Origin of the sequence: Nonomuraea sp. NPDC049758 (assembly GCF_040674635.1) — a bacterium.
Lineage (GTDB): Bacteria > Actinomycetota > Actinomycetes > Streptosporangiales > Streptosporangiaceae > Nonomuraea.
The window spans coordinates 21733-47588 of sequence record NZ_JBFAMZ010000003.1; the positions used below are offsets into that span (position 1 = coordinate 21733).

General features: G+C 74.4%; 20 protein-coding genes. 6 read left to right on the forward strand and 14 right to left on the reverse strand.

The window, feature by feature from the left end; translation table 11 throughout:
* Nucleotides 1-46: 46 nt before the first annotated feature.
* Complete coding sequence (locus AB0J46_RS08155) at nt 47-1096, forward strand: LacI family DNA-binding transcriptional regulator (protein WP_364328095.1); 1050 nt, start codon at nt 47-49, stop codon at nt 1094-1096.
* Here AB0J46_RS08155 and AB0J46_RS08160 read toward each other — a convergent pair.
* Together AB0J46_RS08160 and AB0J46_RS08165 are read right to left on the reverse strand one after the other, a co-directional pair.
* Nucleotides 1089-4634, reverse strand: a complete 3546-nt coding sequence (locus AB0J46_RS08160) for an AAA family ATPase (protein WP_364328098.1) — start codon at nt 4632-4634, stop codon at nt 1089-1091. The genes AB0J46_RS08155 and AB0J46_RS08160 overlap by 8 nt on opposite strands.
* Nucleotides 4635-5744 (reverse strand): exonuclease SbcCD subunit D, encoded by a 1110-nt coding sequence (locus tag AB0J46_RS08165; RefSeq protein ID WP_364328101.1) that lies wholly within the window; start codon nt 5742-5744, stop codon nt 4635-4637.
* A 107-nt stretch (nt 5745-5851) separates the two neighbouring features.
* Here AB0J46_RS08165 and AB0J46_RS08170 point away from each other — a divergent pair, with 107 nt between their 5' ends.
* Nucleotides 5852-7345, forward strand: a complete 1494-nt coding sequence (locus AB0J46_RS08170) for a prolyl oligopeptidase family serine peptidase (protein WP_364328104.1) — start codon at nt 5852-5854, stop codon at nt 7343-7345.
* On the opposite strand, the gene AB0J46_RS08175 is transcribed toward AB0J46_RS08170, so the two are convergent.
* Both AB0J46_RS08175 and AB0J46_RS08180 read right to left on the reverse strand, forming a co-directional pair.
* The gene (locus tag AB0J46_RS08175) at nt 7318-8250 is read right to left on the reverse strand and encodes an alpha/beta hydrolase (RefSeq protein WP_364328107.1); all 933 of its coding nucleotides are present in this window, start codon (nt 8248-8250) and stop codon (nt 7318-7320) included. The two genes, AB0J46_RS08170 and AB0J46_RS08175, sit on opposite strands and share 28 nt — an antisense overlap.
* 1 nt (nt 8251) lies before the next feature.
* Nucleotides 8252-9112: an enoyl-CoA hydratase-related protein gene (locus AB0J46_RS08180; protein WP_352357114.1), complete on the reverse strand. Its 861-nt coding sequence runs from the start codon at nt 9110-9112 to the stop codon at nt 8252-8254.
* 125 nt (nt 9113-9237) lie between these two features.
* On the opposite strand from AB0J46_RS08180, the gene AB0J46_RS08185 reads away from it, so the two are divergent.
* Both AB0J46_RS08185 and AB0J46_RS08190 read left to right on the forward strand, forming a co-directional pair.
* Nucleotides 9238-10686, forward strand: a complete 1449-nt coding sequence (locus tag AB0J46_RS08185; protein WP_364328111.1) for an LCP family protein — start codon at nt 9238-9240, stop codon at nt 10684-10686.
* Nucleotides 10687-10757: 71 nt separating this feature from the next.
* A complete protein-coding gene (locus tag AB0J46_RS08190) occupies nt 10758-11030 on the forward strand; it encodes a hypothetical protein (RefSeq protein ID WP_358285066.1) in 273 nt (90 codons plus the stop codon).
* Here the strand turns inward: AB0J46_RS08190 and AB0J46_RS08195 are convergent.
* On the reverse strand, nt 11016-11897 hold the full coding sequence (locus tag AB0J46_RS08195) for an alpha/beta hydrolase (RefSeq protein ID WP_364328114.1): 882 nt from the start codon (nt 11895-11897) through the stop codon (nt 11016-11018). The genes AB0J46_RS08190 and AB0J46_RS08195 overlap by 15 nt on opposite strands.
* Before the next feature lie 104 nt (nt 11898-12001).
* Here AB0J46_RS08195 and AB0J46_RS08200 point away from each other — a divergent pair, with 104 nt between their 5' ends.
* Nucleotides 12002-12976, forward strand: a complete 975-nt coding sequence (locus AB0J46_RS08200; RefSeq protein WP_364328117.1) for a BtrH N-terminal domain-containing protein — start codon at nt 12002-12004, stop codon at nt 12974-12976.
* Between the two features lie 20 nt (nt 12977-12996).
* Here AB0J46_RS08200 and AB0J46_RS08205 read toward each other — a convergent pair whose 3' ends face one another.
* From AB0J46_RS08205 to AB0J46_RS08220, 4 genes are all read right to left on the reverse strand, one after another.
* Entirely contained in the window at nt 12997-13653 is a 657-nt protein-coding gene (locus AB0J46_RS08205; protein WP_364328120.1) for a class I SAM-dependent methyltransferase, read from the reverse strand.
* A gap of 38 nt (nt 13654-13691) precedes the next feature.
* Nucleotides 13692-14696, reverse strand: coding sequence for an enolase C-terminal domain-like protein (locus tag AB0J46_RS08210; protein WP_357964663.1), 1005 nt, complete (start codon nt 14694-14696; stop codon nt 13692-13694).
* A 100-nt stretch (nt 14697-14796) separates the two neighbouring features.
* Nucleotides 14797-16188 carry an MFS transporter gene (locus AB0J46_RS08215; RefSeq protein ID WP_364328123.1) on the reverse strand — a complete coding sequence of 464 codons (1392 nt, stop codon included), beginning with the start codon at nt 16186-16188 and terminating at the stop codon, nt 14797-14799.
* Nucleotides 16189-16250: 62 nt separating this feature from the next.
* Nucleotides 16251-16979, reverse strand: a complete 729-nt coding sequence (locus AB0J46_RS08220; protein ID WP_364328126.1) for a TetR/AcrR family transcriptional regulator C-terminal domain-containing protein — start codon at nt 16977-16979, stop codon at nt 16251-16253.
* Nucleotides 16980-17078: 99 nt separating this feature from the next.
* Between AB0J46_RS08220 and AB0J46_RS08225 the strand changes: the two genes are divergently transcribed.
* The gene (locus tag AB0J46_RS08225) at nt 17079-18527 is read left to right on the forward strand and encodes a DHA2 family efflux MFS transporter permease subunit (RefSeq protein ID WP_364328129.1); all 1449 of its coding nucleotides are present in this window, start codon (nt 17079-17081) and stop codon (nt 18525-18527) included.
* Between the two features lie 108 nt (nt 18528-18635).
* On the opposite strand, the gene AB0J46_RS08230 is transcribed toward AB0J46_RS08225, so the two are convergent.
* From AB0J46_RS08230 to AB0J46_RS08250, 5 genes are read right to left on the reverse strand one after another with little or no spacing between them, the layout of a single operon-like run.
* Nucleotides 18636-19775 (reverse strand): VWA domain-containing protein, encoded by a 1140-nt coding sequence (locus tag AB0J46_RS08230; protein ID WP_358285975.1) that lies wholly within the window; start codon nt 19773-19775, stop codon nt 18636-18638.
* Nucleotides 19776-19779: 4 nt separating this feature from the next.
* Nucleotides 19780-22092, reverse strand: coding sequence for a DUF5682 family protein (locus tag AB0J46_RS08235; RefSeq protein ID WP_364328132.1), 2313 nt, complete (start codon nt 22090-22092; stop codon nt 19780-19782).
* Nucleotides 22089-23153, reverse strand: coding sequence for an AAA family ATPase (locus AB0J46_RS08240; protein WP_352323438.1), 1065 nt, complete (start codon nt 23151-23153; stop codon nt 22089-22091). Before AB0J46_RS08240 ends, AB0J46_RS08235 begins: the two co-directional genes overlap by 4 nt.
* Entirely contained in the window at nt 23150-24487 is a 1338-nt protein-coding gene (locus AB0J46_RS08245; RefSeq protein ID WP_364328135.1) for a DUF5691 domain-containing protein, read from the reverse strand. Before AB0J46_RS08245 ends, AB0J46_RS08240 begins: the two co-directional genes overlap by 4 nt.
* On the reverse strand, nt 24484-25818 hold the full coding sequence (locus tag AB0J46_RS08250; RefSeq protein ID WP_364328138.1) for an SWIM zinc finger family protein: 1335 nt from the start codon (nt 25816-25818) through the stop codon (nt 24484-24486). The genes AB0J46_RS08245 and AB0J46_RS08250 overlap by 4 nt, the downstream gene beginning before the upstream one ends.
* Between the last annotated feature and the right edge of the window lie 38 nt (nt 25819-25856).

Consider the following 25856-nt stretch of genomic DNA (forward strand, 5'->3'; position numbering starts at 1 on the left):
AATCAATTAAGAACGCACCGGCAAGGCCGTTCGATACGGTTGGACGATGGCAAGGGTCACCCTGCAGACGATCGCCGACAGGCTCGGCGTGTCCCGCGCCACCGTGTCGTACGCCTTCTCCCGGCCCGACCAGCTCAGCGACGGGCTGCGGCGGCGCATCCTGGAGGTGGCCGACGAGCTCGGCTACGCGGGCCCCAACCCGACGGCGCGCTCGCTCCGGCTCGGCCGCGCCGGCGCGCTCGGCCTGCTGTTCAGCGAGACGCTGGCCTACGCCTTCGCCGACCCGTACGCCCTCGGCTTCTTCCAGGGCCTCGCCACGGCGGCCGAGGAGGCGGGCGTGGGCCTGCTCATCCTGCCGCTGCCGCACGGCGACCGGCGCAGCGACACCGTGCGCGACGCGGTGGTCGACGCGTTCTGCGTGGTCTCGCTGCCCGACGGCCATCCGGCGCTGGCCGAGGTGCTGGCCAGGAAGCTGCCCGTCGTGGTGGTGGACGAGCCGTACGTGCCGGGCCACCCCTTCGTCGGCATCGACGAGCCCGCCGCCGGAGCCGCCGCCGCCGCGCACGTGCTCGGCCTCGGGCACCGGCGGGTCGCGGTGGCCATGGTCGGCCTGCACGACGACGGCCACACCGGCTGGGCCGACCGCGCCCGTCAGGAGGGCGCGGTGTTCGCGGCGATGCGCGCCCGGCGCGGCGGCTACCAGACGGCCTGCGAGCAGGCCGGCCTCGACTGGGACGACGTGCCCTTCTACGAGGTCGCCAGGAACTCGCGGGAGGCGGGCAGGAAGGCCGGCCACGCGCTGCTGCGGCTGGCCCCCCGGCCCACGGCGATCCTGACCAACACCGACGTGCTCGCCCTCGGCGTCCTCGACGCCGCCGCCGACCTGGGCCTCGACGTGCCGGGCGAGCTGTCGGTCGTCGGGTTCTCCGACAGCGCGGCGCAGGAGGCGGGGCTCACCACCATCCGGCAGGCCAAGCAGGAGATCGGGGAGGCGGCCGGGAAGCTGCTGCTGTCGGGGGCCGCGGCCCGGCCGGAGCGGCGGCTGTTCCCGTACGAGCTGATCGTGCGGGCCTCGACCGCGCCGCCGCCTAGCTGACCAGGGTCGAGCCCCTGCGGGTCTTGCCCACCTTGAGCTGCACGGGGATCCGGGTACGCAGCTCGCCGACGTGGCTGACGATGCCGACCGCGCGTCCGCCGTCGCGCAGCCCGTCGAGGATGTCGAGCACGTCGTCGAGGGTGTCCTCGTCGAGGGTGCCGAAGCCCTCGTCCACGAAGAGCGTGCCGACCTCCGCGCCGCCCGCCTCCGCCGTGACCACGTCGGCCAGGCCGAGCGCGAGCGCGAGCGAGGTGATGAAGCTCTCGCCGCCCGACAGGGTCGCCGGGTCGCGGTCGACCCCGGTCCAGGCGTCTGCCACCTTCAGGCCCAGGCCGCCGCCGGACCGCGCCCGGGATCCGGCGGTCTTGCGCAGGTCGTGCCGGAGCAGGTAGCGGCCGGACGACATGTGGTCGAGGCGCTCGTTGGCGGCGTCGACCACCTGCCTGAGCCGCTCCCCCAGCACGAACGACGTCAGGCTCATGTTCCACTGGTTGTCGCCGGACGTGCCCGAGGCCAGCGCCGCCATGCGTTCGGCCAGCCGGTGCCGCTCGGCCGCGGGACGCCACCGCTCGATGCGCGCGGCCAGCTCCTCGCGCAGCTCGACGAGGCGGGCGGCTCTGGCCACCGCGCGGTCGCGCTCGCTCGCCAGCCTTGTGTGCGCCTCCTCCGCCGCGTCTCTGCCGGCCTCGGCGGCCGCCAGATCGGGCGCGGGCTCGGCGGCCGCGGCGATCAGCTCGGGGTCGGCGAGCAGGGCGGTGACGGCGGCGTGCTGGTCGTCGAGCCGCCGTAGCAGCTCCGCCTTGCCCTCCCGCTCGGCCGGGCTCCGGTACGCCTCCTCGGCCTCCCGCACGTCGGCGAACCCCGCCTCGGCGGCCGCCCGCCCGGCCGCCTCGGCCGCGGCGTCCAGCTCAGCCGCCGCCGCGACCGCCGCCCTGGTGGCCTCCAGCGCCTCGCGCAGCAGCTCGGCCTCGTCGTGGAGCCTGGACAGGCGGGCCGTCAGGGTCGCGTCGCCGCCCCGGGCCGCGTCGAGCCGCGCCCCCAGCCGCCCGGCGTCCGCGCTCAGCTCCTCATGTCTGGTACGGCCGGCCGCCACCCGCGCGGCGATGCGGCGTCCGCGCTCCTCCAGCTCGGCACGTTCGCGGCCGAGCGCGGCCACCTCCGCCGCCAGCCCCGCCTCCTTGGCCGCCACCGCGGCCAGCCGCCGCAACTCCTCCTCGGCCGCGGCCAGCACCCGCCGCCCGTCGACCCCGTCCGAGGTCTCAGGGAGGGAATCTGCCGCGAGCGGACGCTCGGAGAGGAGGGTCTCCGGGTGCAGGGTCTGGGCGAGACGGGTGTGCAGACGGGTGCGTTCGGCGGTGAGCCGGGTGCGGTGGGCGTGGTGGGCGGCGAGCGCCTCGGCGAGCTCCCTGGCCCGGTCGCGGACGTGGTCGCGGTCGCCTTCGAGGCGGTCGAGCGCGTCGGCGAGGGCGGGCTCCCGGTCGGCGACCGACCGCAGCCGGGCCAGTTCCTCCTCGGCCGCCAGCACGCGCCCGGCCGCGGTGTCGGCGGACAGCCCCTCGGTGGCCTCCGAGGCGTCGGCGAGCCGGGACTCGATCGAGGCCAGGGCGCGTTCGGCGGCCTCCCGGTCGGCGGCGGCCGCCTCGTGGGCGGTCTCGGCGGCGTGCTCGTCGTCGGGCGAGGGCGCGCTGGGGGCCGCGGCGGCGGGCACGGGGTGGTGCTCGGAGCCGCAGACCGCGCACGGACGCCCGTCGGTCAGGTCGCGGGCCAGCTCGGCCGCCATGCCGTCGATCCTGGCCTGACGCAGGTCGAGCCAGCGTTCGCGGGTCTCCTGGGCCCGGTCCACCAGCACCTGGTGGGCGGCGGCGGCCGACTCCAGCTCGGCGGCCAGGGCGTCGCGGCGGTGGGCGGCCTCCAGGACGGCACGGGCGGCGTCGAGCCGAGCCGAGGCGGCGGGCACGGCCGCCGCCTCGGCGCGCACCTCGGCCAGGGCGGCGCCCGCCGCGGCCAGCCGGGCGGGCAGCTCGGCCTCGGCCGCCGCCACCTCGGCCTCGCGCTGGGCCAGCGCCTCCAGCTCACCGGCCAGTGCGGCGAGCTCGCGGTCGACGTCGATCAGGTCGGCGGCGGCGTCGCGGACGGCCTGGGCCGCCGGGATGCGCGCCGCGGCCACCCGCGCCCCGGCGAGCCTGTTCTCGGCGTCGGCGACCAGGCCGGGCAGGACGGCGAGCCGCGCGGCGGCGGTCTCGTCGGCGCTGACCAGCTCGGCCAGCTCCTGCGCCACCCGCGACAGGTCGCGCCGGACGACCGACAGCCGGGCCTCCTCGGTGAGCAGCTCGGACAGCCGGGCCAGCTCGGCCCGGCGCTCCCGTTCCAGGCCCTCCAGCTCCTCCACCGACGGCTCCGCGCCACTCGCCGGCCCCTCGGCGCCCGGCGCGGGGCGGCGGGTGAGGAGGGGACGGGCGCGGGCCAGGGCGTCGGCGACCATGGCGCGGGCCTTGGCGGCGGCCTCGGCGCGCTGCCCGGCGGCCGTGATGAGCGGGAGCACGCGGTCGGCGCGGGCGGCGTCGTCGATGACGGCCTGGAGGTCGGCGCGTTCGTCGGCGCGTTCGTCGAGGGTGCGGCGCAGGGTCAGGGCCTCGGCGTGCCGGCGGCGGCGTTCGGCGAGGGCGGCGGCCTGCTCGAACCGCGACCGCGCCGCGCGTACGGCGTCGCCCGCGGCGGCGTGCCGCTCCTCGCACCGGTGGACGACGGCCCGCGCCGCGTCCAGCAACGCACCGGCCCACCCGAGCGGATCCTCCTCCGCCGACGGCAGACCGCCGTCCCCGGCACCGCCGTCCGGCGCCGACGGGTCGGGCGGCGCGGCGGCGAGGACGGGCCCGGCGGCCTCCTCCAGGCGTTCGACGGCGAAGGCGACCTCGCGCCCCAGCTCCTGCTCCTCCCGCCCCGTGGCCCGCCGGCGCTCGGCCAGCCACGCCTCGGCCTGGGTGAACACCTTGACGGTGAACAGCCGCTCCAGCAGCCGGGCGCGGTCGTCGCCGTCGGCGCGCAGGAACTTGGCGAAGTCGCCCTGCGGCAACATCACCACCTGGCAGAACTGCTCGGCGTTCATCCCGAGCAGCCCGCCCACCAGGTCGCCCGCCTCGTCGAGCCGGGTCGTGAGCCCCTGCCAGGCGGCCCCGCGGCGCTCCTCGACGACGACCTTGGCCTTCTCCTCGGTGAACCCGGCGCCGCGCAACTTGGGACGCTGCCACGACGGCGACCGCCGGATGCGCAGCGAACGGCCCCGGATCGTGACCTCCAGCGTCACCGAAGGGCCGGCGCCGGCGGGCGCGTGGTCGCAGCGCAGGCTGCGGGCGCTGTTGCGCTGGCCGGGCACGACGCCGTAGAGGGCGAAGCAGAGCGCGTCGAGGATCGTGGTCTTGCCCGCCCCGGTGGGCCCGTGGATGAGGAACAGGCCCGCCTCGGTGAGGGCGTCGAAGTCGACCGTCTCGGTGCCGGGGAAGGACCCGAAGGCCGTGAGGGAGAGCAGGTGCGGCCGCATCTACGCCATCGTCTCCTTCATCCGCGACGCCTCGACCGCCTGTCTCAGCAGCTCTTCCTCCTCGGGCGCGGCGGGCTCGCCGCGTACCTCGCGGACGAAGTCGAGGGCGACCTCGGCCTCGGGCCGCCCGCTGACCCGCACCGGCCCGGCGGCGGGCGCCGCGCCCACCGGGTCGAACGACAGGGCGAGGGCGTGCGGGAAACGGGCCCGCAGCCGGTCCATGGCCTGCTTGGGACGGACGGCGTCGGTCAGGGTGATCTGCAGCCAGTGGTCTTCGTAGGCGGAGAAGGCGGGCAGGGTCAGCAGGTCGTCGAGGTCGCCGCGGAGCCGCCCGACCGGCCGGGGCACGGGCGCGGGCACGAACTCCGCGCCCGAGCCGAGCGTGACCAGCCAGCAGCCCTTGACGTGGCCGGTCTCGGAGAAGGAGTAGGCCAGCGGGGAGCCGGAGTAGCGCACGGTCTCGGACATGCGCTGCCGCCCGTGCAGGTGGCCGAGCGCGACGTAGTCGACGCCGTCGAAGGCCGACAGGGGGACGTGGGACACGCCGCCCACACTGATGTCGCGCTCGCTGTCGCTGGCCTGCCCGCCGGTCACGAAGCAGTGGGCCAGCACGACGGCGGCCCGATGGCGGACGGCGTCGGCCCGCACGCGGCTCATCGCGTGGGAGATCGCGGCGGTGTGGCCGCGGTCGGGCAGCTGCCAGGGGGTGCGCACCAGCTCGGGCTCCAGGTAGGGGATGCCGTAGAAGGCGACGTCGCCGACCAGGACCGGCTCCCACGACTGCGCGGGCTCGGTGCGGACGTGCACCCCCGAGGACTCGAACAGCGCCGACCCGAACCCGAGGCGCAGCGCCGAGTCGTGGTTGCCGCTGATCAGCACCACCCGCGCCCCGGCGGCGCGCAGGCGGGCCAGCGCGTCGGAGAGCAGGGCCACCGCGTCGACCGGCGGCAGGGCGCGGTCGTAGACGTCGCCGGAGACGGCCACGACGTCGACCCGCTCGGCGCGCACCGTCTCGACCAGGTGGTCGACGAACGCGGCCTGCGCCCCGAGCAGGCTCTCCCGATGGAAGGAGCGCCCGAGGTGCCAGTCGGAGGTGTGCAGGATCCGCATGTCGCAGGAAGCTAACATCTCTCACCGACAAATGCGGCCCCTCCCGTCACAGAAGCCGGGAGTAGGCTGGATGATCAGCGGGCAAACCAACGCACATGGGGAGGCCGATGCGCACTGGCCGTGGCACCTTGAGCGTCGCCGCCGGCCTGGTGCTGGTGGCTCTCGCGTCGGTCGGCTACGTGTTGCCGCCCGCGTTCGATCCGCCGCCGCTGAAGGCGGATCCGGCGTTCGCCGCGATTCCCCCGCAACCGGCCGACGAGCTGCGCCCGGTGGTGGCGGCCGCCCCCGTGCGGCGGGAGGAGATCTCGCTGCCGGCCGAGGGCCAGCGCCTGGAGGGCACCTTACGCATGCCGCTCTCGCCCGGCCCGCACCCGGCGATGGTGTTCGTGTCGGGGTCGGGCAACGGGTCGCGGACGGAGTTCACGCCGCAGGCGGAGTTCCTGGCCAGGGCGGGCGTGGCGACGATCGCGTTCGACAAGCGGACCGTCGGCTACGACTTCCGCGACCGCGACTTCGGGCTGCTGGCCGACGACGCGCTGCGCATGGTGGAGTACCTGCGCACCCGGCCGGAGGTGGACGCGTCGCGCGTCGGGCTGTGGGGGGTCAGCGAGGGCGGCTGGGTCGTCCCGATCGCGGCGGCGAAGAGCGCGGCGGTGGGCTTCGCGGTGCTGGTCTCCTCGCCGAACGTCTCGCCGCTGCGCCAGGTCGCCTGGGCCCTGAACGAGCAGCTGCTGCGGCTGCACGCCCCCATCGGCGCCCGCGACCTGCTGACCAGGGCGATGGGCGGCGTCGGCTTCACCTTCCTGCGTTACGACGCGATGCCGGCCTTACGTCAGGTCAGGCAGCCGGTCCTGGCGTTCTACGGCACGACCGACCCCTCGATCCCCTTCGTGGAGTCCACCAAGGCGCTGGTCACGGCGCTCACCGAGGCGGGCAACGACCGGTACACGATCCGCTTCATGGACAAGGGCGACCACGCGATGCGGGTCAACGGCGGCCCGTTCACCAAGGGCTACCTGGAGACGCTGGCCAACTGGATCACCGGCCTGCCGGGCACCGCCAGGCCGTCGGCGCACATGGCGGGCAGCACGCCGGTCCAGCGGTTCGAGGCCAGCGACGTGCCCGCGGCCCCCTGGTACGCGGGCGGCACGATGCTCGGGCTGACCATCTGCCTGGCCGCCGTCGGGTACGTGGCCGGCCCGGTGGCGGCGATGGTCGTCCGGCTGCGCGGCCACGGCAGGGAGCCGGTCGAGACCAACGCCCGGCTGTGGCCGCCGATCAGGCGCAGGCTGCGCAGGATGGCGTGGACGGGGCTCGGCCTGCTGGCCTCGGTCGTGGCGTTCATCATGCTGCTGGTGCTGTTCTCGGTGAACCAGGCGGGCGCCTGGCCGGCCGTGCTGGCGGGCTGGCTGGTGGTCCGCGTGCTGGCCGCGCTCATGCTGGTCCAGGAGGTCACGGCGGTGGCCGCGTACGTGTCGGCGCTGCGCGAGGGCATGCAGCCCACCCGGTGGCAGTACGTGGCGATCGGCGGCGTGCTCGGCGGCACCGGGCTGCTCCTGGTCGCGGCGGCCTACTACGGCCTGTTCTCGTTCCCCTGGTAGGAAGTGCCCTGGTAGGCGTTCATCCAGCGGTCGAGTTCGGCGAAGACCTGCTTGCGCGCGGGCTCGGCCGACAGCACCAGGTCGTGCACGCCGTCCTGGATGCGCACGCAGGTGACGTGGGGGCCGATCGAGGTGGCCCAGCGGGCCATGTGCTCCGGGTCGAGCACGATGTCGGCCGAGCGCGCCTCGGGCACGAAGTCGCGTACCCGCAGGCCCGTGGAGGAGGCGAGGACGAGCACCGGCACGTCCACCGCCAGCCCGCGGTGCAGCCGCCGCTGGGCCCGTCGGATGGCGGCCAGCCACATGGCGTGCACGGAGAACCCGACCAGCGGCTTGAGCTCCAGGTCGTAGTCCCATTCGCCCTGTTCGGTGTGGTGCAGGCTCTGGCCGTAGGCGGTGCTGATGCCGAGGGGCAGCGGGCGCCGGACGTAGGACATCGGGGTCTTGAGCAGGTCGGCGGCCAGCCGGAGCGGGGCCGGCACGTTGAGGTCGAGGAACGGGCTGTTGAGCACGAGCCCCTGCACCAGGCCCCGGCCGCGGACCCGGTCGGCCCACAGCGCGGTGATCAGGCCGCCGGTGGAGTGGGCGTTGACGGTCAGCTCGTCGTGGTCGCGGCGGATGAGGCGGACTGCCTCGTCGATCTCGGGGAAGTAGTCGGTGACGCTCCTGATCAGCCCCCTGGTCTGGTGCGGGAGCAGGGAGCGGCCGTACTTGCGCAGGTCGAGGGCGTAGAAGTCGATGCCGCGCTGGACGTAGTGGTCGGCCAGATGGTCCTGGAAGAAGTAGTCGGTGAACCCGTGGACGTAGAGCACCGCCCTGCGCGAGCCGGTCTTCCTGGAGATCAGGGTCGCGACGACCTCGCCCTCGAAGTCGGGCTGCATGGGGAGAACGGTGATCTCGTACATATCAGACAGAATATGGATTGTCCGGCCATGTGGGGACGCCGGGCGGAAGGTCGGTGCTCACCTTCATCGGGAAGTCGGCCGGACGCTTCTCCAGGAACGCCGTCACCCCCTCCACCGTGTCGGCCGCGCCCCCGAGTTCGGCCATGAGCCTGGAGTCGGCGGCGTGCGCCTCCCACGGCGAGGCGGCCGACAGGCCCGACCACATCAGCCTGCGCACGGCGGCGACGGAGACGGCCGAGGTGTTCTCGGCGATCTCGCGGCCCAGCGCGTACGCGGCGGGCAGCAGCTCCTCGTCCGGCAGCACCCGCGAGACCAGGCGGCCCTCCAGCGCCTCGGCGGCGGGGAAGACCCGGCCGGTCACCGCCCACTCCATGGCCCGGGAGATGCCGACCACCCGGGGCAGGAACCAGCTCGACGCCGCCTCCGTGACGATGCCGCGCCGGGCGAACACGAACCCGAACCTGGCGCTCTCGGCGGCCAGCCGGACGTCCATGGGCAGCGTCATCGTGACGCCCACGCCCACCGCCGGGCCGTTGATCGCGGCGATGACGGGCTTGAGCGAGGCGGCGATCCGCAGCGCGACCGTGCCGCCGCCGTCGCGCGGCGCGCCCTCGACCAGCTCGGCCTCCGCCCGGTGGCCGAACGTGCCCCCGCCGCCGCCCAGGTCGGCCCCCGCACAGAAGGCCCGCCCGGCGCCCGTGACCACCACAGCGCGCACGTCGTCGTCGGCGTCGGCGAGGTCGAACGCGCTGATCAGCTCGGCGCGCATGGTCAGGGTGAAGGCGTTGAGCCGCTCGGGGCGAGACAGTGTGATGGTGGCGACGCGATCGGCCACGTGGTACTCGATCTCGGAGAAGGCCATGACCCGAATCTTATTCGGTTACCGATGTTCACCCTCCGATAAAGACATATTTCGCATCCGATGCGTAGGCTGCCCGCGCTGTCCGTGCCTGCGGGTTACGGTGGAGTTCGGGAAACGGGGATGGCGTGCAGGGTAAGGAACCGGTGAGCGCGGGAGCGGTCCTCGGCTGGCTGGCGCTCTCGGCGCTGGCGCCCGGGGCCGCCCATCTGCGTGCCGGCCGGCGCACGGCCGGCCTGATCCTGCTGTCGTGCTACTTCGCCGGCCTGCTGGCGCTGCTGGCCCTCGCGCTGACGACCGACAACCTGCTGGGCTCGCTGACCCAGGACTCGTGGCTGACCGCGATCGTCGTCGGAGCCGCGGCGCTGGGCGTCGCCTGGTTCGCGGTGATCGTGCACTCCTTCGTGGTGCTGCGTCCCGGGCGGCTGCCGCAGAACGGCCAGATCCTGGCGGGCACCCTCGCGGGGCTGCTCGCCGTCGTCGTGGTGGTGCCGTTCGGGCTGGTCGCGCAGAACGTGTGGACGTACCAGAAGACCCTCGGCGACATCTTCACCGGCCCGGAGCCGGCCGAACACGCCGTCCCGGCCGGGCAGGAGCCGCCGCGGGACCCGTGGGCCGGTCGCGACCGGGTCAACATCCTGCTCCTCGGCGGCGACGCCGACGACAACCGCACCGGCGTGCGCACCGACAGCATGAACGTGGCCAGCATCGACGTGAAGTCGGGCAACACCGTGCTGGTCAGCCTGCCGCGCAACCTGGAGAACGTGCGCTTCCGTCCCGGCACGCCCATGGCCCAGCGATTCCCCGGCGGCTTCCGCCTGCCGCCCGACCCCGGCGGCGGCCGCAGCGACCTGCTCAACAGCGTCTGGGAGTACGCCGACGCCCACCCGGAGATCTTCGGCGGCCGCCGGCAGCAGGGCCCGCAGGTGCTCATGGACACCATCGGCTACACCCTCGACCTGAAGATCGACTGGTACGCCCTGGTCAACATGTGGGGCTTCGCCCGGCTCATCGACGCCATCGGCGGCATCACGCTCACCGTCGAGCAGGACGTGGTGTTCGGCAAGTACAACGAGGGCCTGGTCAAGGCCGGCACCAGGAAGCTCAAGGGCGCCGACGCGATGTGGTACGCCCGCTCCCGCACCTTCAGCGACGACTACACCAGGATGCGGCGGCAGCGCTGCGTGCTCGGCGCGCTGCTGGACCAGGCCGACCCGGCGACCGTGCTGGCCCGGTTCAACCGGATCGCGCTGGCCGCCAAGGAGCTGATCAGGACCGACATCCCGCGCTCGATGCTGACGAACCTGGTGCCGCTCGCGCTCAAGGTCAAGAACGCGAAGGTGACGAGCCTGCAGTTCGTGCCGCCGCTGATCCGCACCGGCTACCCCGACTGGGACAAGATCCGCCGGCTGACCGCCAAGGCCGTGCGCGACTCGGCCGCGGCCACGTCCGCCGTCGCCGCCTCGGCGACCCCGTCGGCGAGCCCGTCGGCCACGGACGGCCCCTCGCCCAGGAAGTCCACCCAGCCCTCCGCGCCGCCGACCAAGGGGCTCACCGAGGGATGTGGCGCGGGTTGAGCCGGACGCCCTGACGCCCCCGGTCACGGATGGCATGCTGGGGGACCCGGCAAACCTGGAGGAGATTCGCGATGTCCCACCCCCTCGGCAGCTCACCCGCCGTCCGGCGCACCCCTCTCGACGCCGAGGAGAGAGTGCGGGCCGAGGCCGGTTTCGTCCCCCTGGTGGCACAGCAGCTGGCCGAGAACGGCCGGTTCCGGGTGAGCGCCGACAGCGCCGAGCTGGTGGAGGTGTTCCAGGGGGTCGCCCGCAAGGTGGGCGAGCTGCTCGGCCGGCCGGTGGTCAGCTACTCCAACGGCCGGTACATGGTGATCACCTTCGCCCAGGACTCACCGGTGGGCTGAGGCCGGACTGCGGTCCAGCAGGGCGCGCAGGATCCGGTGGGGGTGCGTCCAGAGCAGCGCGCCGCCGGCGCCGGGCACGACGTGCCGCACGGCTCCCGGGATGCGGGCGGTCAGCCCCTCCCCCAGGTCGGGCGAGTGGGTGGCGTCGTGCTCGCCGTACCAGACGTCGACCGGCGCCGTGATCGACGACAGGTCGATGCCCCAGCGGCCCATCGCCAGGACGGTGTCGCGGGCGTAACCGGCCGGCCCCTGCGCGAACGCCTCCCCCAGCGCCTCGCGGTATCCGGCGGCGAACTCGGGCCGCTGGTAGACGGCCAGGTCGCAGGCCGGGCTGCCGCCCATCACCAGGTCCCACATCGCCTGCGGGGTGAAGCCCGCGAAGATCCGCTCGGCGGCCTCCGGGTCGTGCGTGGACAGGTCCGCCAACTGCCGCAGCTCGGCGGGCAGCGCGCCGGCGAAGCGGGGGTCGGCCACCTCGTCGGCGGCCGAGACCAGGGCCAGCGCGCCGGTCACGCCGGCGGCGGCGCAGGCGAGCGCGAACGGCGCGCCCTGCGAGTTGCCCACCATGGCCGGACGCCCGAGGCCGCGCAGCCCGGCGAAGACCTCGACGTCGGCGGCGAACCCGGCGAACGTGCGGCCCGGCGCGGGGGTGGAGGCGCCCAGGCCGGGCCGGTCCAGGGAGATCAGGCGCACGCCGAGGTCGTCGGGCGCCGCCGCGCCCATGCCGAGCCGGCGGCTGGTGGCGGCCCCCGGGGACAGCAGGACCGGCCTCCCGTCCGGCGGCCCCCACTCGGCCCAGCCCAGGAGGCGGCCATCGGGCAGCCGTTCGGCGCCCCTGCGGGCAGGAGGTGCGACCAAGGTGTTCATGCGCCCATCATCCCGTGCGCCCCTCGGGGGGATTCCACCGCTTTTCCGTGGCACGCCGGGCCGCCCGGCAGGTGAATCCGCAGGTCATCCTGCACACTGGGCTAGTGCTCATCGATCTCGTTCCGCCCTTCGAAGGGCGTCACTGTGAGACGACCACCGCCGGCACGCTGCTGCGGCACGCGGGCGTGGAGCTGTCGGAGGCGATGCTGTTCGGGCTGGGTGAAGGGCTGAGCTTCATCTACTGGGACAGCGGCTCGCTGGACGTCCCGCTGATCGGCGGACGGGTCAAGCCGCACGCGCTCACCGAGAAGCTGGCCGCCGCGCTCGGGTTCACGCTGGACACGCAGGAGACCTCCTCCCCCATCACGGCCTGGTCGAACGTCCGCCGGCACCTCGACGAGGGCACCCCCGTCGGGATCCGGCTCGACTGCTTCCACCTCGACTACGTCAGGACGCCCTACCACTTCGGCGGCCACTACGTGGCGATGGTCGGCTACGACGAGGGCCACGCCCACCTCGTGGACACCGCCCAGCAGGGCACCCGCAACCGGGTCCCGCTCGACTCGCTCGAACGGGCCCGCGCGGCGACCGGGCCGATGACGGCGCACAACCTGTCGTACACGCTGGGGCCGTGCGCCGAGCCCGACCTGCCGCAGACCGTCAGGACGGCCGTCCGGTCCACCGCCGCCGCCTTCCTCAACCCGGCGATGAGGAACGTCGGCTACCGGGGCATCGAGCAGGCCGCCGCGCTCATCCCCACCTGGCTGGAGCGCGGGCCGACCGCGCAGCTCACCCGTACGGCCAACCTCATGGAGCGGGGCGGCACGGGCGGCGCGTTCTTCCGCAACCTCTACACCGAGTTCCTGGCCGAGGCCCAGATGATCGCGCCCGGCAAGGCCCTGGAGACGGCCTGCCAGGCGTACATGGCGCTGGCGCCCAAGTGGAGCGAGGTGGCCGACCTGCTGGCGCAGGCCGGGGAGACCGGCCGGCAGCAGCCGCTCGACCAGGCGGGGACGCTGCTGTACGACCTGGCCGTGCGCGAGCGGCTGGCCATGGAGACGCTGTACGAGGCCGCGTAGCGGAGCGCGGACCGGCGGGGTCAGCGGGGGCGGCGGAAGGTGGCGCGCCAGCGGTGGCGTCCGCCGTCGCGCAGGTCCTCGATGCGCTCGGCCGTCAGCCCGCCGGTCGCGAACGCCGCGATCTCCGACGCCGTCAGCGGCCATGGCGGGGCGCCGACCGGCCCGCCGTCCTCGCGGCCGGACGCGATCATCAGCAGCGTGCCCCCGGGGCGGACGAACCCGGCGACGCTCTCGGTGGCGCGGGCGTGCAGCTCCTCCGGGAGGGCCTGCACGGTCATGATCTCCACCACCAGGTCGAAGGCGTGCCGCCAGGCGGCGGGCGGGTCGAGCAGGTCGGCGGTGACGTAGTCGACCGGGCTGTCCGGGAAACGCTCGCGGGCCAGGCGCACGGCCGACGCGCTCACGTCGAAGGCGACCGTCGCGTGACCGAGGGCCGCCACGTGCTCGGCGTCGTCGCCCAGGCCCGCGCCCACCACGAGCGCCCGTCCGCCGCCGGGGCCGCGTCCGGCGGTCCACTCCACGAGCAGGAAGTGCGGGGTGCGCGAGTCCCAGGGCACGATCGCGTCGCCGGTCGCCGACTCGGCGTAGAGGTGCTCGAACCAGCCGGTCGGGTCGTCGGCGGCCAGCGATCGGGCGGCCAGCCGCCTGGCGTCGGCGTCGGGGTCGCGCTCGGTCATCGGTTCTCCGGGTCGGTCATGCGGATCGTGCGGGTCGGTCATGCGTGGAAGGACTCCTTGGCCAGGCGGCCGAGGCGGGTCTCGTCGATCGTGTGGCCCAGGCCGGGCTGGGTGAGCGGGACGGCGATGACGCCCGCGTTCGCACCCACCAGCGGCGTGACGATCTGGTTCTGCTTCGGCGGCTGGGTGACGTCGCACGGCAGCGTGCAGCCGGGCAGGCTGGCGACCGCCACCGTGGCCGCCCTGGCCAGGCCGGCTCCCTGGCCGCCCGCGCACTGGATGTCCCAGCCGGCGGCGGCGGCCCGGTCGTGCGCCCGCCGGGCCTCCGACAACGACGGGAAGGCGGTGGGGCGCAGCAGGAGCACCCTGGCGGCGCGCAGGGTCAGGTAGTCGTCCAGCTCGGCGGTCGAGCGCACCTCGACGGCGACCGAGGCGGCCACGTCGTCCTGGAGCGCGGCGTGCGCGTGCACGTCGCCGAGCGGGAAGGGCCGCTCGATGACCTCCAGGCCGTAGGAGTCGAGGGCGACGAGCTGGCCGAGGTCGGTGTAGGCGTTGCCGCCGTCGACGGCCAGGGTCAGGGCGGGGTAGGCGCGCCGGACCGCGCGTACGGGCTCGACGTCCCAGCCGGGCCTGATGTCGAGGGTGACGTGCCCGTAACCGGCGCAGACCTGCTGGTTGACGCGGGCGACCAGGCTCTCGACGGACGGGTCGGGCGCCAGGCGCACGGTGGCCATCACCGAGGTACGGGTGCCGCCGATCGCGTGCGCGAGCGGCACGCCGCGCATCCTGGTCCACAGGTCCCAGCAGGCCATGTCGACGGCCGGATCGCCGCTCGGCACGGCGTCGGGGTGTTCCCAGTCGACGCCGATCAGCAGCGCGGCCAGCGACTCCTCCAGCCGCGACCAGGCCTTGGGCTCCGGCGAGACGGCCTCGCCCCAGCCCGTCATGCCGCCGTGGTCGGTGAGCTTGACGAGCAGGCTCTCCGACCTCGCGCCGTACGGCAGGACCAGCCGGAAGACCTCCAGCTCCCGCACTCGCGGCATGAACCCCCCTTAAGCCATGACGAGAGAGTCGTCGCGCCTGGTGAAGGCCATCCACGCCGATGCGTTTGGCAGCGTTCTCAGCACTATGACGTTCTCATCACTATGACGCGGTCCCTTCCATAGTGCCTGCCTTGGCGGACTGCACAAAACGGGGGGCCAGCACGAAGGCCAGGACGGCGAGCACGACGGTGAATCCGAGCCCCACGGCGTAGTTCTCGCCCGTGGCGGTGAACAGGGCGCCGCTGACGGCGACGGCCACGACGGTGAACACCGACTCGCCGACGCCCACGGCCGCGCTGTTCTGCCCCTCCTCGCCCTCCTTGGACATCTCCAGCACCAGCACGGACACCGTGGGGTGCAGCGCGCCGATGCCGAGGCCGGAGATGGCCATGGCGACGTAGGCGACCGCGATGGGCAGGGAGTCGACGAGCACGAGCGAGACCAGCGCGATGCCGACGGCGATCATCGCGGCTCCGCCGCGGATGGCGACCATGTGGCTGATCGTGCCACGGCCCTTGATCCAGGAGCCGGTGGACCAGCCGAGCGCCCCCACCGTGAGGACGACGCCCGCGCCGGTGGCGGTCAGGCCGCGCTCGTTCATCAGCATGAGCGGGATGAGCACCTCGGCGGCCATGAGCGAGCCGTAGGCCAGCCCGCGCAGCACGGGGGCGGTCGGCAGGCCGCGGGCGGCGCGCAGCGAGCCGGGCAGCAGCAGCCTGGGCAGGGCCACGGCCAGCAGGACGACGCCGGCCACGAGCAGCGGCAGGCCGTCCAGCTTCGCGGCGCTGCCGTACTGGATGAGGGCGGCGGCGACGGCGGTCAGCGTGGCCCAGACGAGCTTGCGGCCGAGGCCGGGGGCGGGTTCGGCGGAACCGCGCTCGGCCGAGCGGCCCGCGGTGCCGCGCCACAGCAGCAGGGCCGCGGGGATGACCAGCGCGGAGACGCCGAGGAAGATCCAACGCCAGCTCACGTTCTCCACGACGAACCCGGCGATGGCCGGGCCGATCATGGAGGGCACCACCCAGGCGGCCGAGAACAACGCGAACACCTTGGGATGCATGGCCCCGGGGAAGACCCGGGCGACCAGCACGTACAGGGAGACCTGGATCAGTCCGGCGCCGAGCCCCTGGACGAACCGCCCGGCGACCAGCACCTCCATCGTGGGCGCGAACCCGGCGACCAGCAGCCCGGCCACGAAGGCGACCACGCCGACGGCGATCGGCTGCACCGGCCCCCGCACGTCGCTCCACCTGCCGCCGAGCACGGTCGCGATCACGCTGGCCGCGAGGGTGGCGCTGAAGGCCAGGTTGTACAGGGGCATGCCGCCCAGGTCGCCGGCCACGATCGGCATCGCGGTCGCCACCGCCATCGCCTCGAAGGCCACCAGCATGACGAGCGCGACCAGGCCGACGCTGAGCGCCCGGTACTGCGCGGACAACACCCCGGCCGGGGCCGGGGCGACGTCCTCGATCGGATCAACAGTCGTAGTCATGACGGTAAAGCTACGAGGAAGCCCGGGCCGGCACATCGGGCGCGGGGCCTAGGCAATTGGGCCTAAGGCATGCGCGACTCGATGCCGTCGAGCAGCAGTTCCAGGCCGTAGCGGAAACGTTCCTCGCCGCCGGCGTCGATCAGGTCGTCGATGTGCTCGACCAGGTACGGGAAACGGTCGCGCGGCAGGGCTCGGTAGTAGTCGGCGATCTGGCCGGCGAAGGAGGCGAAGTACTCCGCTTGCGAGGTCATGCCGGCGGCGCGCATCCGGCTGACGTGCACCGAGCCCTCGTAGGCGTCGCCGATGAGGTAGAGGGACAGGCGGTCGAGGCACAGCGCGGCCTCGCGCGGCGGCATGCCGGCCTCCAGCAGCAGCCCGTAGACGAACTCGCCGGTGCGCAGCGAGTTGCCGCCCGAGGGGATGTTCGCCAGGGCCGCCCTGGCGACGTCGGCGTGCTTGTTCAGCACCCGGTAGACCTCCAGCGCGTACGACCTGAGCTGGTCCTTCCACTGGCCGGGGTCGCGCTCGGGCAGCCGGATCTCGCCGAGCACCCGGTCGTAGACCAGTTCGAGCAGCTCCTCCTTGTTGGCCACGTGCGCGTACAGCGAGGCGGGGCCGGTGTCGAGCTCCTGGGCGACGCGTCTCATGCTGAGCGCGTCGAGCCCTTCGGCGTCGAGGACGCGCAGCCCGGTCTCGACGATGAGGTCCTGGCTGAGCTGCCGCCTGATCTGCGGCTGCTTGCGGGACTTGCGCCACGGCGGCACCGGCACGGCTTCTTCCTTGCTCCCCATGGCGAACACTGTACTTGACACGAACAGCGTTCGCCACTAAAACGGTGTTCGTAAACGAACAGTGTTCGTACCTAAGAACGGCGTTCTGAAGGAGTTCCTGTGACAGTGACCAATGCGGGGCAGGCCACGGAGGCCGTCGCGCCCTACCGGTGGCGCTGGGCCGCCCTTTTCGTGATCCTGGCCGCCGAGGTGATGGACCTGCTCGACGCGCTGATCACCACGATCGCCGCCCCCACCATCCGCTCCGACCTGGGCGGCAGCGACAGCCTCGTGCAGTGGCTCGGCGCCGGCTACACGCTGGCCATGGCCGTCGGCCTGGTCACCGGCGGGCGGCTCGGCGACCTGTTCGGCCGCAAGCGCATGTTCCTCATCGGCGCCTTCGGCTTCACCGCCGCCTCGCTGCTGTGCGGCGTGGCGGGCAGCCCCGAGATGCTCATCGCCAGCCGGGTGCTGCAGGGCCTGTTCGGCGCCGTGATGTTGCCGCAGGGGCTGGGGCTGATCAAGGAGATGTTCCCGCCGCAGGAGATCGGCAAGGCGTTCGGCATGTTCGGGCCCGTCATGACGATCTCGTCGGTCGGCGGCCCGGTGCTGGCCGGCTGGCTGGTCGACGCCGACTTCTTCGGCACCGGCTGGCGCATGATCTTCCTGATCAACCTGCCGATCGGCCTGGCCGCCGCCGTCGCCGGCATCCGCTTCCTGCCCGAGTACCGCCTCTCGAACGCCACCAGGCTCGACCTGGTCGGCGTCGGCCTGGTCTCGGTCGCCGGGTTCCTGCTGATCTACCCGCTGATCCAGGGCCGCGAGCTCGACTGGCCCGCATGGACGTTCGTCTCGATGGCCGCCTCGCTGGTCGTCTTCGCCTTGTTCGGCCGGTACGAGTCGCGCCGCGCCGCGTCCGGCAAGGACCCGCTGGTCACGCCCAGCCTGTTCCGCAAGCGGGCCTTCTCCGGCGGCCTGGTGGCCGGTCTGGCGTTCTTCTCCGGCATGATCGGCCTCAGCCTGGTCTTCAGCATCTACATGCAGGCCGGCCTGCACTTCAGCCCGCTCAAGGCGGGCCTGGCCAGCCTTCCCCAGGCGGTCGGCGGCGTGCTCGGCTTCGGCCTGGCCATGTCCGGGCTCCAGGAGAAGCTGGGCCGCGGGCTGCTGCAGATCGGCGTGGTCGTCATGGCCGCCGGCGCGACCGTGCTCGGGGTGACCATCCAGCTGGCCGGCACCGACGTGGGCGTCTGGCAGCTCGCCCCCGGGCTGGCGCTGGTCGGCATCGGCATGGGCCTGACCATGGCGCCGTTCTTCGACATCGTGCTGGCCGGCGTCGAGCCGCACGAGTCGGGGTCGGCCTCGGGCACGATGACCGCCGTCCAGCAGCTCGGCGGCGCGCTCGGCACCGCCGTGCTCGGCACGCTCTTCTTCAACCTGCTCAAGCACGAGTGGAGCTTCGGCTCGGCGATGCAGGTGACCGTCTGGGTCGAGGTCGGGCTGCTGGCCGTGACGTTCGCCCTGTCGTTCCTCATGCCGCGCAGGGCCCGCCCCGAACAGGCCGGCCACTGAGCGCCGGCCCGGCCGCGGCTCCCCTGCGGGGGTGGAGCCGCGGCCGGTCGCGCGCCCGGGTCAGGTGCTGACGCGGCGTCCGGAGCCGCGGTCTTCCGCGTGCCCGCGTCAGGTGCCGACGTGGCGTTCGGCCCAGCGCGCGATGTCGCGGCGTTCGATGGCGGCGGCCATCAGGTCGGGGAAGGCGTCGGGGGTGCAGGCGAACGCGGGCACGCCCATCGCGGCCAGCGCGGCGGCGTTGTCGTGGTCGTAGAAGGGCGCGCCCTCGTCGGAGAGCGCGAGCAGCACGATCACCTGCACGCCGGCCTGGGTCATCGCCGCCACCCGGCGCAGCATCTCCTCGCGCACGCCGCCCTCGTACAGGTCGCTGACCAGGACGAAGACGGAGTCGGCCGGGCGGGTGACGAGGCCCTGGCAGTAGGCGATCGCCCGGTTGATGTCGGTGCCGCCGCCGAGCTGGGTGCCGAACAGCAGCTCGACCGGGTCGTGCAACTGCTCGGTCAGGTCCACCACCGCCGTGTCGAACACCACCAGCGACGTCTTCAGCGACCGCATCGAGGCCAGGACCGCCCCGAACACGCTCGAATACACCACCGAGGCCGCCATCGAACCGCTCTGGTCGATGCAGAGCACCACCTCACGCTGCACCGACCGCTGCCGGCGCGCGTAGCCGACGAGCCGCGACGGGACGACCGTGTTCCGGTCGGGCAGGTAGTTCTTGAGGTTCGCCCGGATCGTCCGGTCCCAGTCGATGTCGGCCACCCGCCTGGGCCGGTGGGTGCGCGCCGAACGGTCGAGCGCGCCCGTCACCGCCGCCCGGGTGCGGTCGGCCAGCCGGCGTTCGAGCTCCTCGACGACCTTGCGCACCACCGCCCTGGCCGACTCGCGGGCCTGCGCGGGCATCACCCGGTTGAGCGCCAGCAGCGTGCCGACCAGGTGCACGTCGGGCTCCACGGCCTCCAGCATCTCCGGTTCGAGCAGCAGCCTGGTGAGGTTCAGCCGCTCGATCGCGTCCTTCTGCATGACCTGGACGACCGTGGACGGGAAGTACGTGCGGATGTCGCCCAGCCAGCGGGCCACCCGCGGCGCGGACGCCCCGAGGCCGCCCTCGCGCCGGCTCTGCCCCTCGCGGCCGTCGTGGTCGTAGACGGCGGCCAGGGCCGCGTCCATCTGCGCGTCGGCACCTTGCAGGGCGCAGCCGGTGCCGTCGGCGTCGCCGCCCCCGAGCACCAGCCGCCACCTGCGCATGCGCTCATCCACGGTCTCTCCCGATGATCGCCAGCACGGTCGCCACGGCTCCCGCCGCGCGCCGCTCGTCGATGTCCGGCTCGTTCGCGTCGCCGGCGCCGCCGGTGCGGCCGGCCGCGCTCACCCGCTCGCCGACGGCCCGCCGCTCCGGCACGGCGAAGCCGCCGAACGTGCGGCGCAGCAGCGGCAGCACGTCGGTGAACTGGTCGGGGGGCAGCGCGGTCAGCCAGGCGTCGACCAGACCCAGCAGGCGCGGGTCGTGCACCAGGAGCAGGCCGCCGCCGGACAGGAACCCCTCGATCCAGGCCGCCGCCCTGACCGGGGTCTGCCCCCGGGACATGGCCCTGGACATGCGGTCGCCCGCGTCGGCGAGCTCGCCGCAGTCGAGCAGGACGCGGGTGAGCCGGCCCTCGATGAGCCCGTGCAGGTCCTGCCGGTCGGCGATGCCCCGCAAGGTCCCCAGCCACCGGACACGCGGCGAACCACCCGCCCCGCCCTCGCCGTCCGTCTCCCCCGCGCCACCGCCGCCGTCCACCTCCGCCGCGCCACCGCCGCCATCCACCTCCCCCTCGTCGGCCGCCACGGGCGGCGGCGGGGCGGTGGGGGGTTCGGTGAGCAGGGCGACGGCGGCGTGCACGGCGTCGACGTGTTTGAGCAGCTCGGCCGCCGCGTCGTCGTCGAGCGCGGTGACCGCGACCGGCAGCCCGACGCAGATCCGGTCGAGCATCGAGCGCACAATCACCGCCAGCCCCTCGGCCGAGGTGCCGCGCACGTCGCCGTACCGGTGGGCGCGGACCATCGCGGGCAGCGCCGCCATCAGCTGGGTGACGTCGGTGTCCAGCGCCGCCTTGGCCGACAGCGCGGCCAGCACGCCGGGCAGCGCCTGCGGCAGGTCGGCCAGCAGGCACTGCTCCACCAGCGCGGTCAGGTCGGCGAGCGCCGCCGACGCGGCCCCGGCCAGGTCGCGGGCGCGCCGCGCGGCCGCGGCGGCGACGGTGGTGCCGAGGGCGGCGTGCTCGATGAGCGCGAGGTCGTGCTCGGGCCGCCACTGCAACGTCCAGGACTCGCGGAACGTGCCCTTGCCGCGCGCCTGCCCCGGCGTGCCCCAGCCCACCTCCAGCAGCCGCAGCCGGTGCAGCAGGTGGCTGCGCTCCAGGTCGAGCGGCTTGCGCAGGTCGAGGTCGAGCTCCCGGTCGAGGGCCTCGGGCCGCAGCTTCAGCCGCCGCCGCTGCTCGCGCAGGTCGCGCTGGAGCGGGACCATCGGGGTGCCGTCGGTGACGTGGCCGAGCCGGTCGCCGACGACCATCCGCCGCTGGATCAGCTCGACGGCCAGGTCGTCGCCCTCGCACAGCACCGCCCTGGCCGCCTCGGTCACCTCGCTCAGCCCGGCCAGCGGCCGGCCGCGCAGCCCGGCCAGGGTGGCGGCCAGGCGGACGGACTCGATGACGTGCGCGGAGGAGACCGGCAGCCCCTCCTCGCGCAGCACGGCGGCGGCCTCGGTGAGCCAGCGCTCGACCGGCCGGTCGGGGGCGGTGAACAGGTGGTGGTACCAGCCCGGCGAGGTGATGCCCGCGCCGTAGCCGCTCCAGGAGGCCAGCCGCCCGTACGTCCAGGGCACCCACGTCAGCTCGGCCTTCACCTTCGGCAGGCCGCGCAGCAGCGCGTTGTCGGCGGCGGCCGGGGGCAGCGGCCCGGCGAGCGCGGGCACGTGCCAGGCGCCGCAGACCACCGCGATCGTGCCGAACCCCTCCTTGATCGCGGCCCGCAGCGCCTTGCGCATGTACGCCTCGCGCCTGGCCTCCCGGCCGGCCGGCACATGGCCCTCGCGCACGGCGGCCATGGCCTCGGCGATCACCCCGAAGGGGGTGTCGCCGCGGTGCTCGACGACGTCCTCCCACCAGCGTTCCGGGTCGTCGTGCCCGGCCGCGGCGGCCAGCGCGCCGATCGGGTCGGCCCGCAGCCCGTCGCCGGACTCGTCGTGCTCCTCGTCGTGTTCATCGTCGTCGGCCAGGGAGTGGGCGGCGGGCAGGTCGCAGAAGCGCACCGGGACGCCGGCCGCGACGCCGTACAGGATCGCCTGCCACTCGGGCGAGAACTGCGCGAACGGCCAGAACGCGGCCCTGGCCGGCGCGCCTGGCACGTGCGCGAGCAGCGCGACCGGCGGCTCCAGGTCGGGGGCGAGCGCCACGATCGCGTCGGCCTCCGGCGGCCCCTCGACGAGGATCGCGTCGGGGCGCAGGCGTTCGAGCTCGCGCCGCAGCGCGCGGGCCGAGCCGGGGCCGTGGTGGCGCACGCCCAGCACGGAGACGGCGCTCATGACACCTCGCGGCAGGCGCGGTAGAAGTCGCGCCAGTCGGGACGCTCGCGCACCACGGTCTCCAGGTACTCGCGCCACACCACCCGGTCGGATACCGGCTCCTGCACCACCGCGCCGACGATCCCGGCCGCGACGTCGGAGGGCCGCAGCACGCCGTCGCCGAAGTGGGCGGCCAGCGCGATGCCGCTGGTGAGCACCGAGATCGCCTCGGCCGTGGACAGGGTGCCGCTCGGCGACTTGACCTTGGTGCGGCCGTCCTCGGTGACGCCGGCGCGCAGCTCGCGGAAGACGGTCACCACGCGCCTGATCTCGGCCAGGCCGGTGGAGGTCTCCGGCAGCTCCAGCGAGCGGCCGAGCTGGGTGACGCGGCGCGCGACGATGTGCACCTCCTCCTCGGCGCTGGCGGGCACGGGCAGCACGACGGTGTTGAACCGGCGGCGCAGGGCGCTGGACAGCTCGTTGACGCCCCGGTCGCGGTCGTTGGCGGTGGCGATGACGTTGAAGCCGCGCTCGGCCTGGACCTCGCGGTTGAGCTCGGGGATCGGCAGCGTCTTCTCCGACAGGACGGTGATCAGCGCGTCCTGGACGTCGGAGGGCATGCGGGTCAGCTCCTCGACGCGGGCGACCCGCCCCTCGGCCATGGCCCGCATCACCGGCGAGGGGGTCAGCGCCTCGAACGAGGGGCCCTCGGCCAGCAGCCTGGCGTAGTTCCAGCCGTACCGGACGGCCTCCTCGGCAGTGCCCGCGGTGCCCTGGACGAGCAGCGTCGAGTCGCCGCTGACGGCGGCGGCCAGATGCTCCGACAACCACGTCTTGGCCGTGCCGGGCACGCCGAGCAGCAGCAGCGCGCGGTCGGTCGCGAGCGTGGCCACGGCGACCTCGACGATGCGGCGGGCGCCGACGTATTTGGGGGTGACGCGGTCGTCGTCGCCCAGGATGTAGCGGGTCACCGCCCACGGCGACAACTTCCAGCCGGGGGGCCGGGGGCGGTCGTCGTCCTTGGCCAGGTAGGCCAGTTCCTCGGCGTACTGGTCTTCGGCGTGGGGACGCAGGACGGTCATGCGAGCTCCTTGTACATGTCGGCACGGAAACGCAGGAGGGCGGCGACCTGCTGGATCGGCGCCACCGGCGAGTAGCTCTCGGCCAGCGGGAACAGCGCGGGGTCGATGTGCTCGCCCGCCAGCTTGACCAGCTCGCCGAGGTTCCACGGCTGGACGGCCGCCACCTTGACGATCTTGTGCAGGACGGCCGTGGCCAGACCCTCCCGCCAATGGGACGACACGCCGCCGAGCACCATGATCAACTGGCTGTCGAGGTCGTGCTTCTGGACGAAGCCCGCGGCGAGCTCCTGCTGCTCGGCGGGCGGGAGCGCTTCGAGCAGGTCGGCGATCGGGTCCCAGCCGAACATCGCGCGCGCCCACTCGGGGTCCTTCTGCAGCACCGCGGCCCGGACCCAGGCGGCCTTCACCTCGGCGTCCCAGTCGGGGATGCGCATCTTCAGCAGCGCGGACGGCGGCCGGCCCCAGAAGCCCAGCGGGGCGCGGGCCAGGATCTGCTGCAGCCACCAGGCCCGCTCGCCGATGCCGCGCGGCGGCTTGGGACGCACGCCGTCGCGCTCCGTCGCCCGGTCGCACTCCAGGGGCGCCTCGACGGCGATGGCCGAGCCGGAGATCGACACGCAGGCGCGGGCCCGCTCGGCCATGCGCCTGGACAGGCGGGAGCCGGGCAGCCGGGTCAGCAGGTTGGCGGCGGCCTGGCGGACCTCCCGGCGGCGGTCGTCGAGCGCGGCCTCCAGGAACGGCTCGTCGCCCATGGCGAGCCCGTCGGCCAGCAGCTCGACGAACTCGGCCCGGTCGTCGGACGTCTCCCGCTCCCAGGTGCTCTCCAGCAGCTCCCTGGCCGCGGCGGGGTCGGCGGCGCGCAGGGCGCGCAGATGGGCGCGGCGGTCGGCGGGGCCGCCGAGCTCCCAGGTCTCGCCGGTCGGCTCCTCCAGCAGGTAGCCCCACGCCGGGTTGAGGCCGGCCAGCCACCGGCCGCGCTGCCCGGCCAGGACGCCCAGGTGGGCGCGGATCGAGCGGTCGCGCCGGCCCCTTTCGAGCAGGTCGGGCAGCACGTCGCAGGGCACCCTGCGGCCGGTCGCGGCGGCCGCGGCCAGCCATTCGGGCAGCAGGCGGTCGTAGTCGCCGCCCATGATCCGGACCAGCCGCTCGGCCGCGCGCCTGCCCACGGCGGGCAGCTCCTCGGCGGGGGCGAGGGGCGGCGGCGCGGCCTCGACCGGGCCGCGGCCCGCGCGCCGCCGGGCCGTCTCGACGGCGGCGGCCGCCAGCAGGTCTCCCCGGTACGGCCTGCGGTCGGTGCCCACCAGGGCCGTGGAGGCCAGGTCGTCCCAGGTCACAGGAGCACCGCCGTTCCGTCGTCGTCGTAGGTGGTGAGCGGGCGCAGGCCCTGCGGCGTCCATTCGGCGGCCAGCGTGACGGGACGGCCGCCGGAGACGGCGATCAGCCGCCAGGGGTCGCGGGCCCGGGGGTGCAGCGGCAGCCCGCCGACCGCCGTGCGGCCGGGGACGACGCCGGCCAGCACGAGCGGCCACGACTCGGTCCAGGGATCGTCGGCCAGCACCCGCGCCACCTCCTCCAGCGCCTCGCCGGCCGGCACCCCGGCCGGTAGAGCGCCCTCGCCGCGAAGGGGGTCGGTGTCGTGGCGGGCGGCGACGAGGGCGCGGAGGGGCGCGGCGCCCGGGTAGAAGGCGAGGTCGGCCTCGATCGTGGTGCCCGTGACCAGCGAGGCGTCGAGGGCCTGGCCGGGCGGGGCGAAGGAGAGGATCAGCGCGGCCCGGCCGGTGGCGCGGCCCTTGAGCCAGACTCGGCGGGCGGTCAGCCGGTCGTGCTCGTCGTCGCGGCGGCCGAGCACGTGCCAGTGGTCGCGCACCGCCGGCCCGGCCAGCACCTCCTCGCGGGTGACCGGGAAACCGGTGCGGATGCGGACGGTCTCGGCCAGGAGGGCGGGCAGCTCGGCGCGGCGGCGGTGGGCGACGGCGAGCAGGTTGACCAGCGCGTACTCCTCCAGGAGCCGGCCGGGCCAGTCGTCCTCCGCGCGCACCTGGGTCAGCCGGGACAGCAGGCCCGCGACGCCGGGGGCCTGGGCGTCGATGAGGCGCTTGGCCAGGCCGTCCCAGTCGTGCTCGGCGGAGGACGCGAGGCCCTGGCGGATCTGGTCGGCCAGCCAGCGCTCCAGCTCCGCCAGCCCGGCCCCCACCCGCGCCTGCCGCACCGACTCCGCCTTCCCCGCCCCGGCACCAGTGCCGGTCCCAGCCCCAGCCCCAGCCCCAGTCGCGGTCGCGGTCGCGGTCGCATCGTCGCGCGTGGTCTCGGCGCGGGCCGCGGACCTGGCGGCGCGCTCGGCACGGCCGTCGAGCCACTCGGTGACCCACTGCGGCGCGGCCTCCTCGGCGGGCACGCCGTCGGCCGACCACAGCAGCAGCAGGCCCAGCGCGTGTTTGCAGGGGAACTTGCGGCTGGGGCAGCTGCACCGGTAGGCGGGCTCGGTCAGGTCGACGCACGCCAGGTAGGGCTTGGACCCGCTGCCCGTGCACTCGCCGTAGAGGACGCTGCCCGTCGTGCCGCGCGAGGACCACTTGCCCGCCGCGGCCACCCCCTGAGCCGCCTTCCTGGACGACGCGTCGGGGGCGAGGGCGAGCACCTGATCAAGGCTCCACCGTTCGATCACCTGCCGCAGACTAGCCAGGCCGACCGACAGTTCGCTCG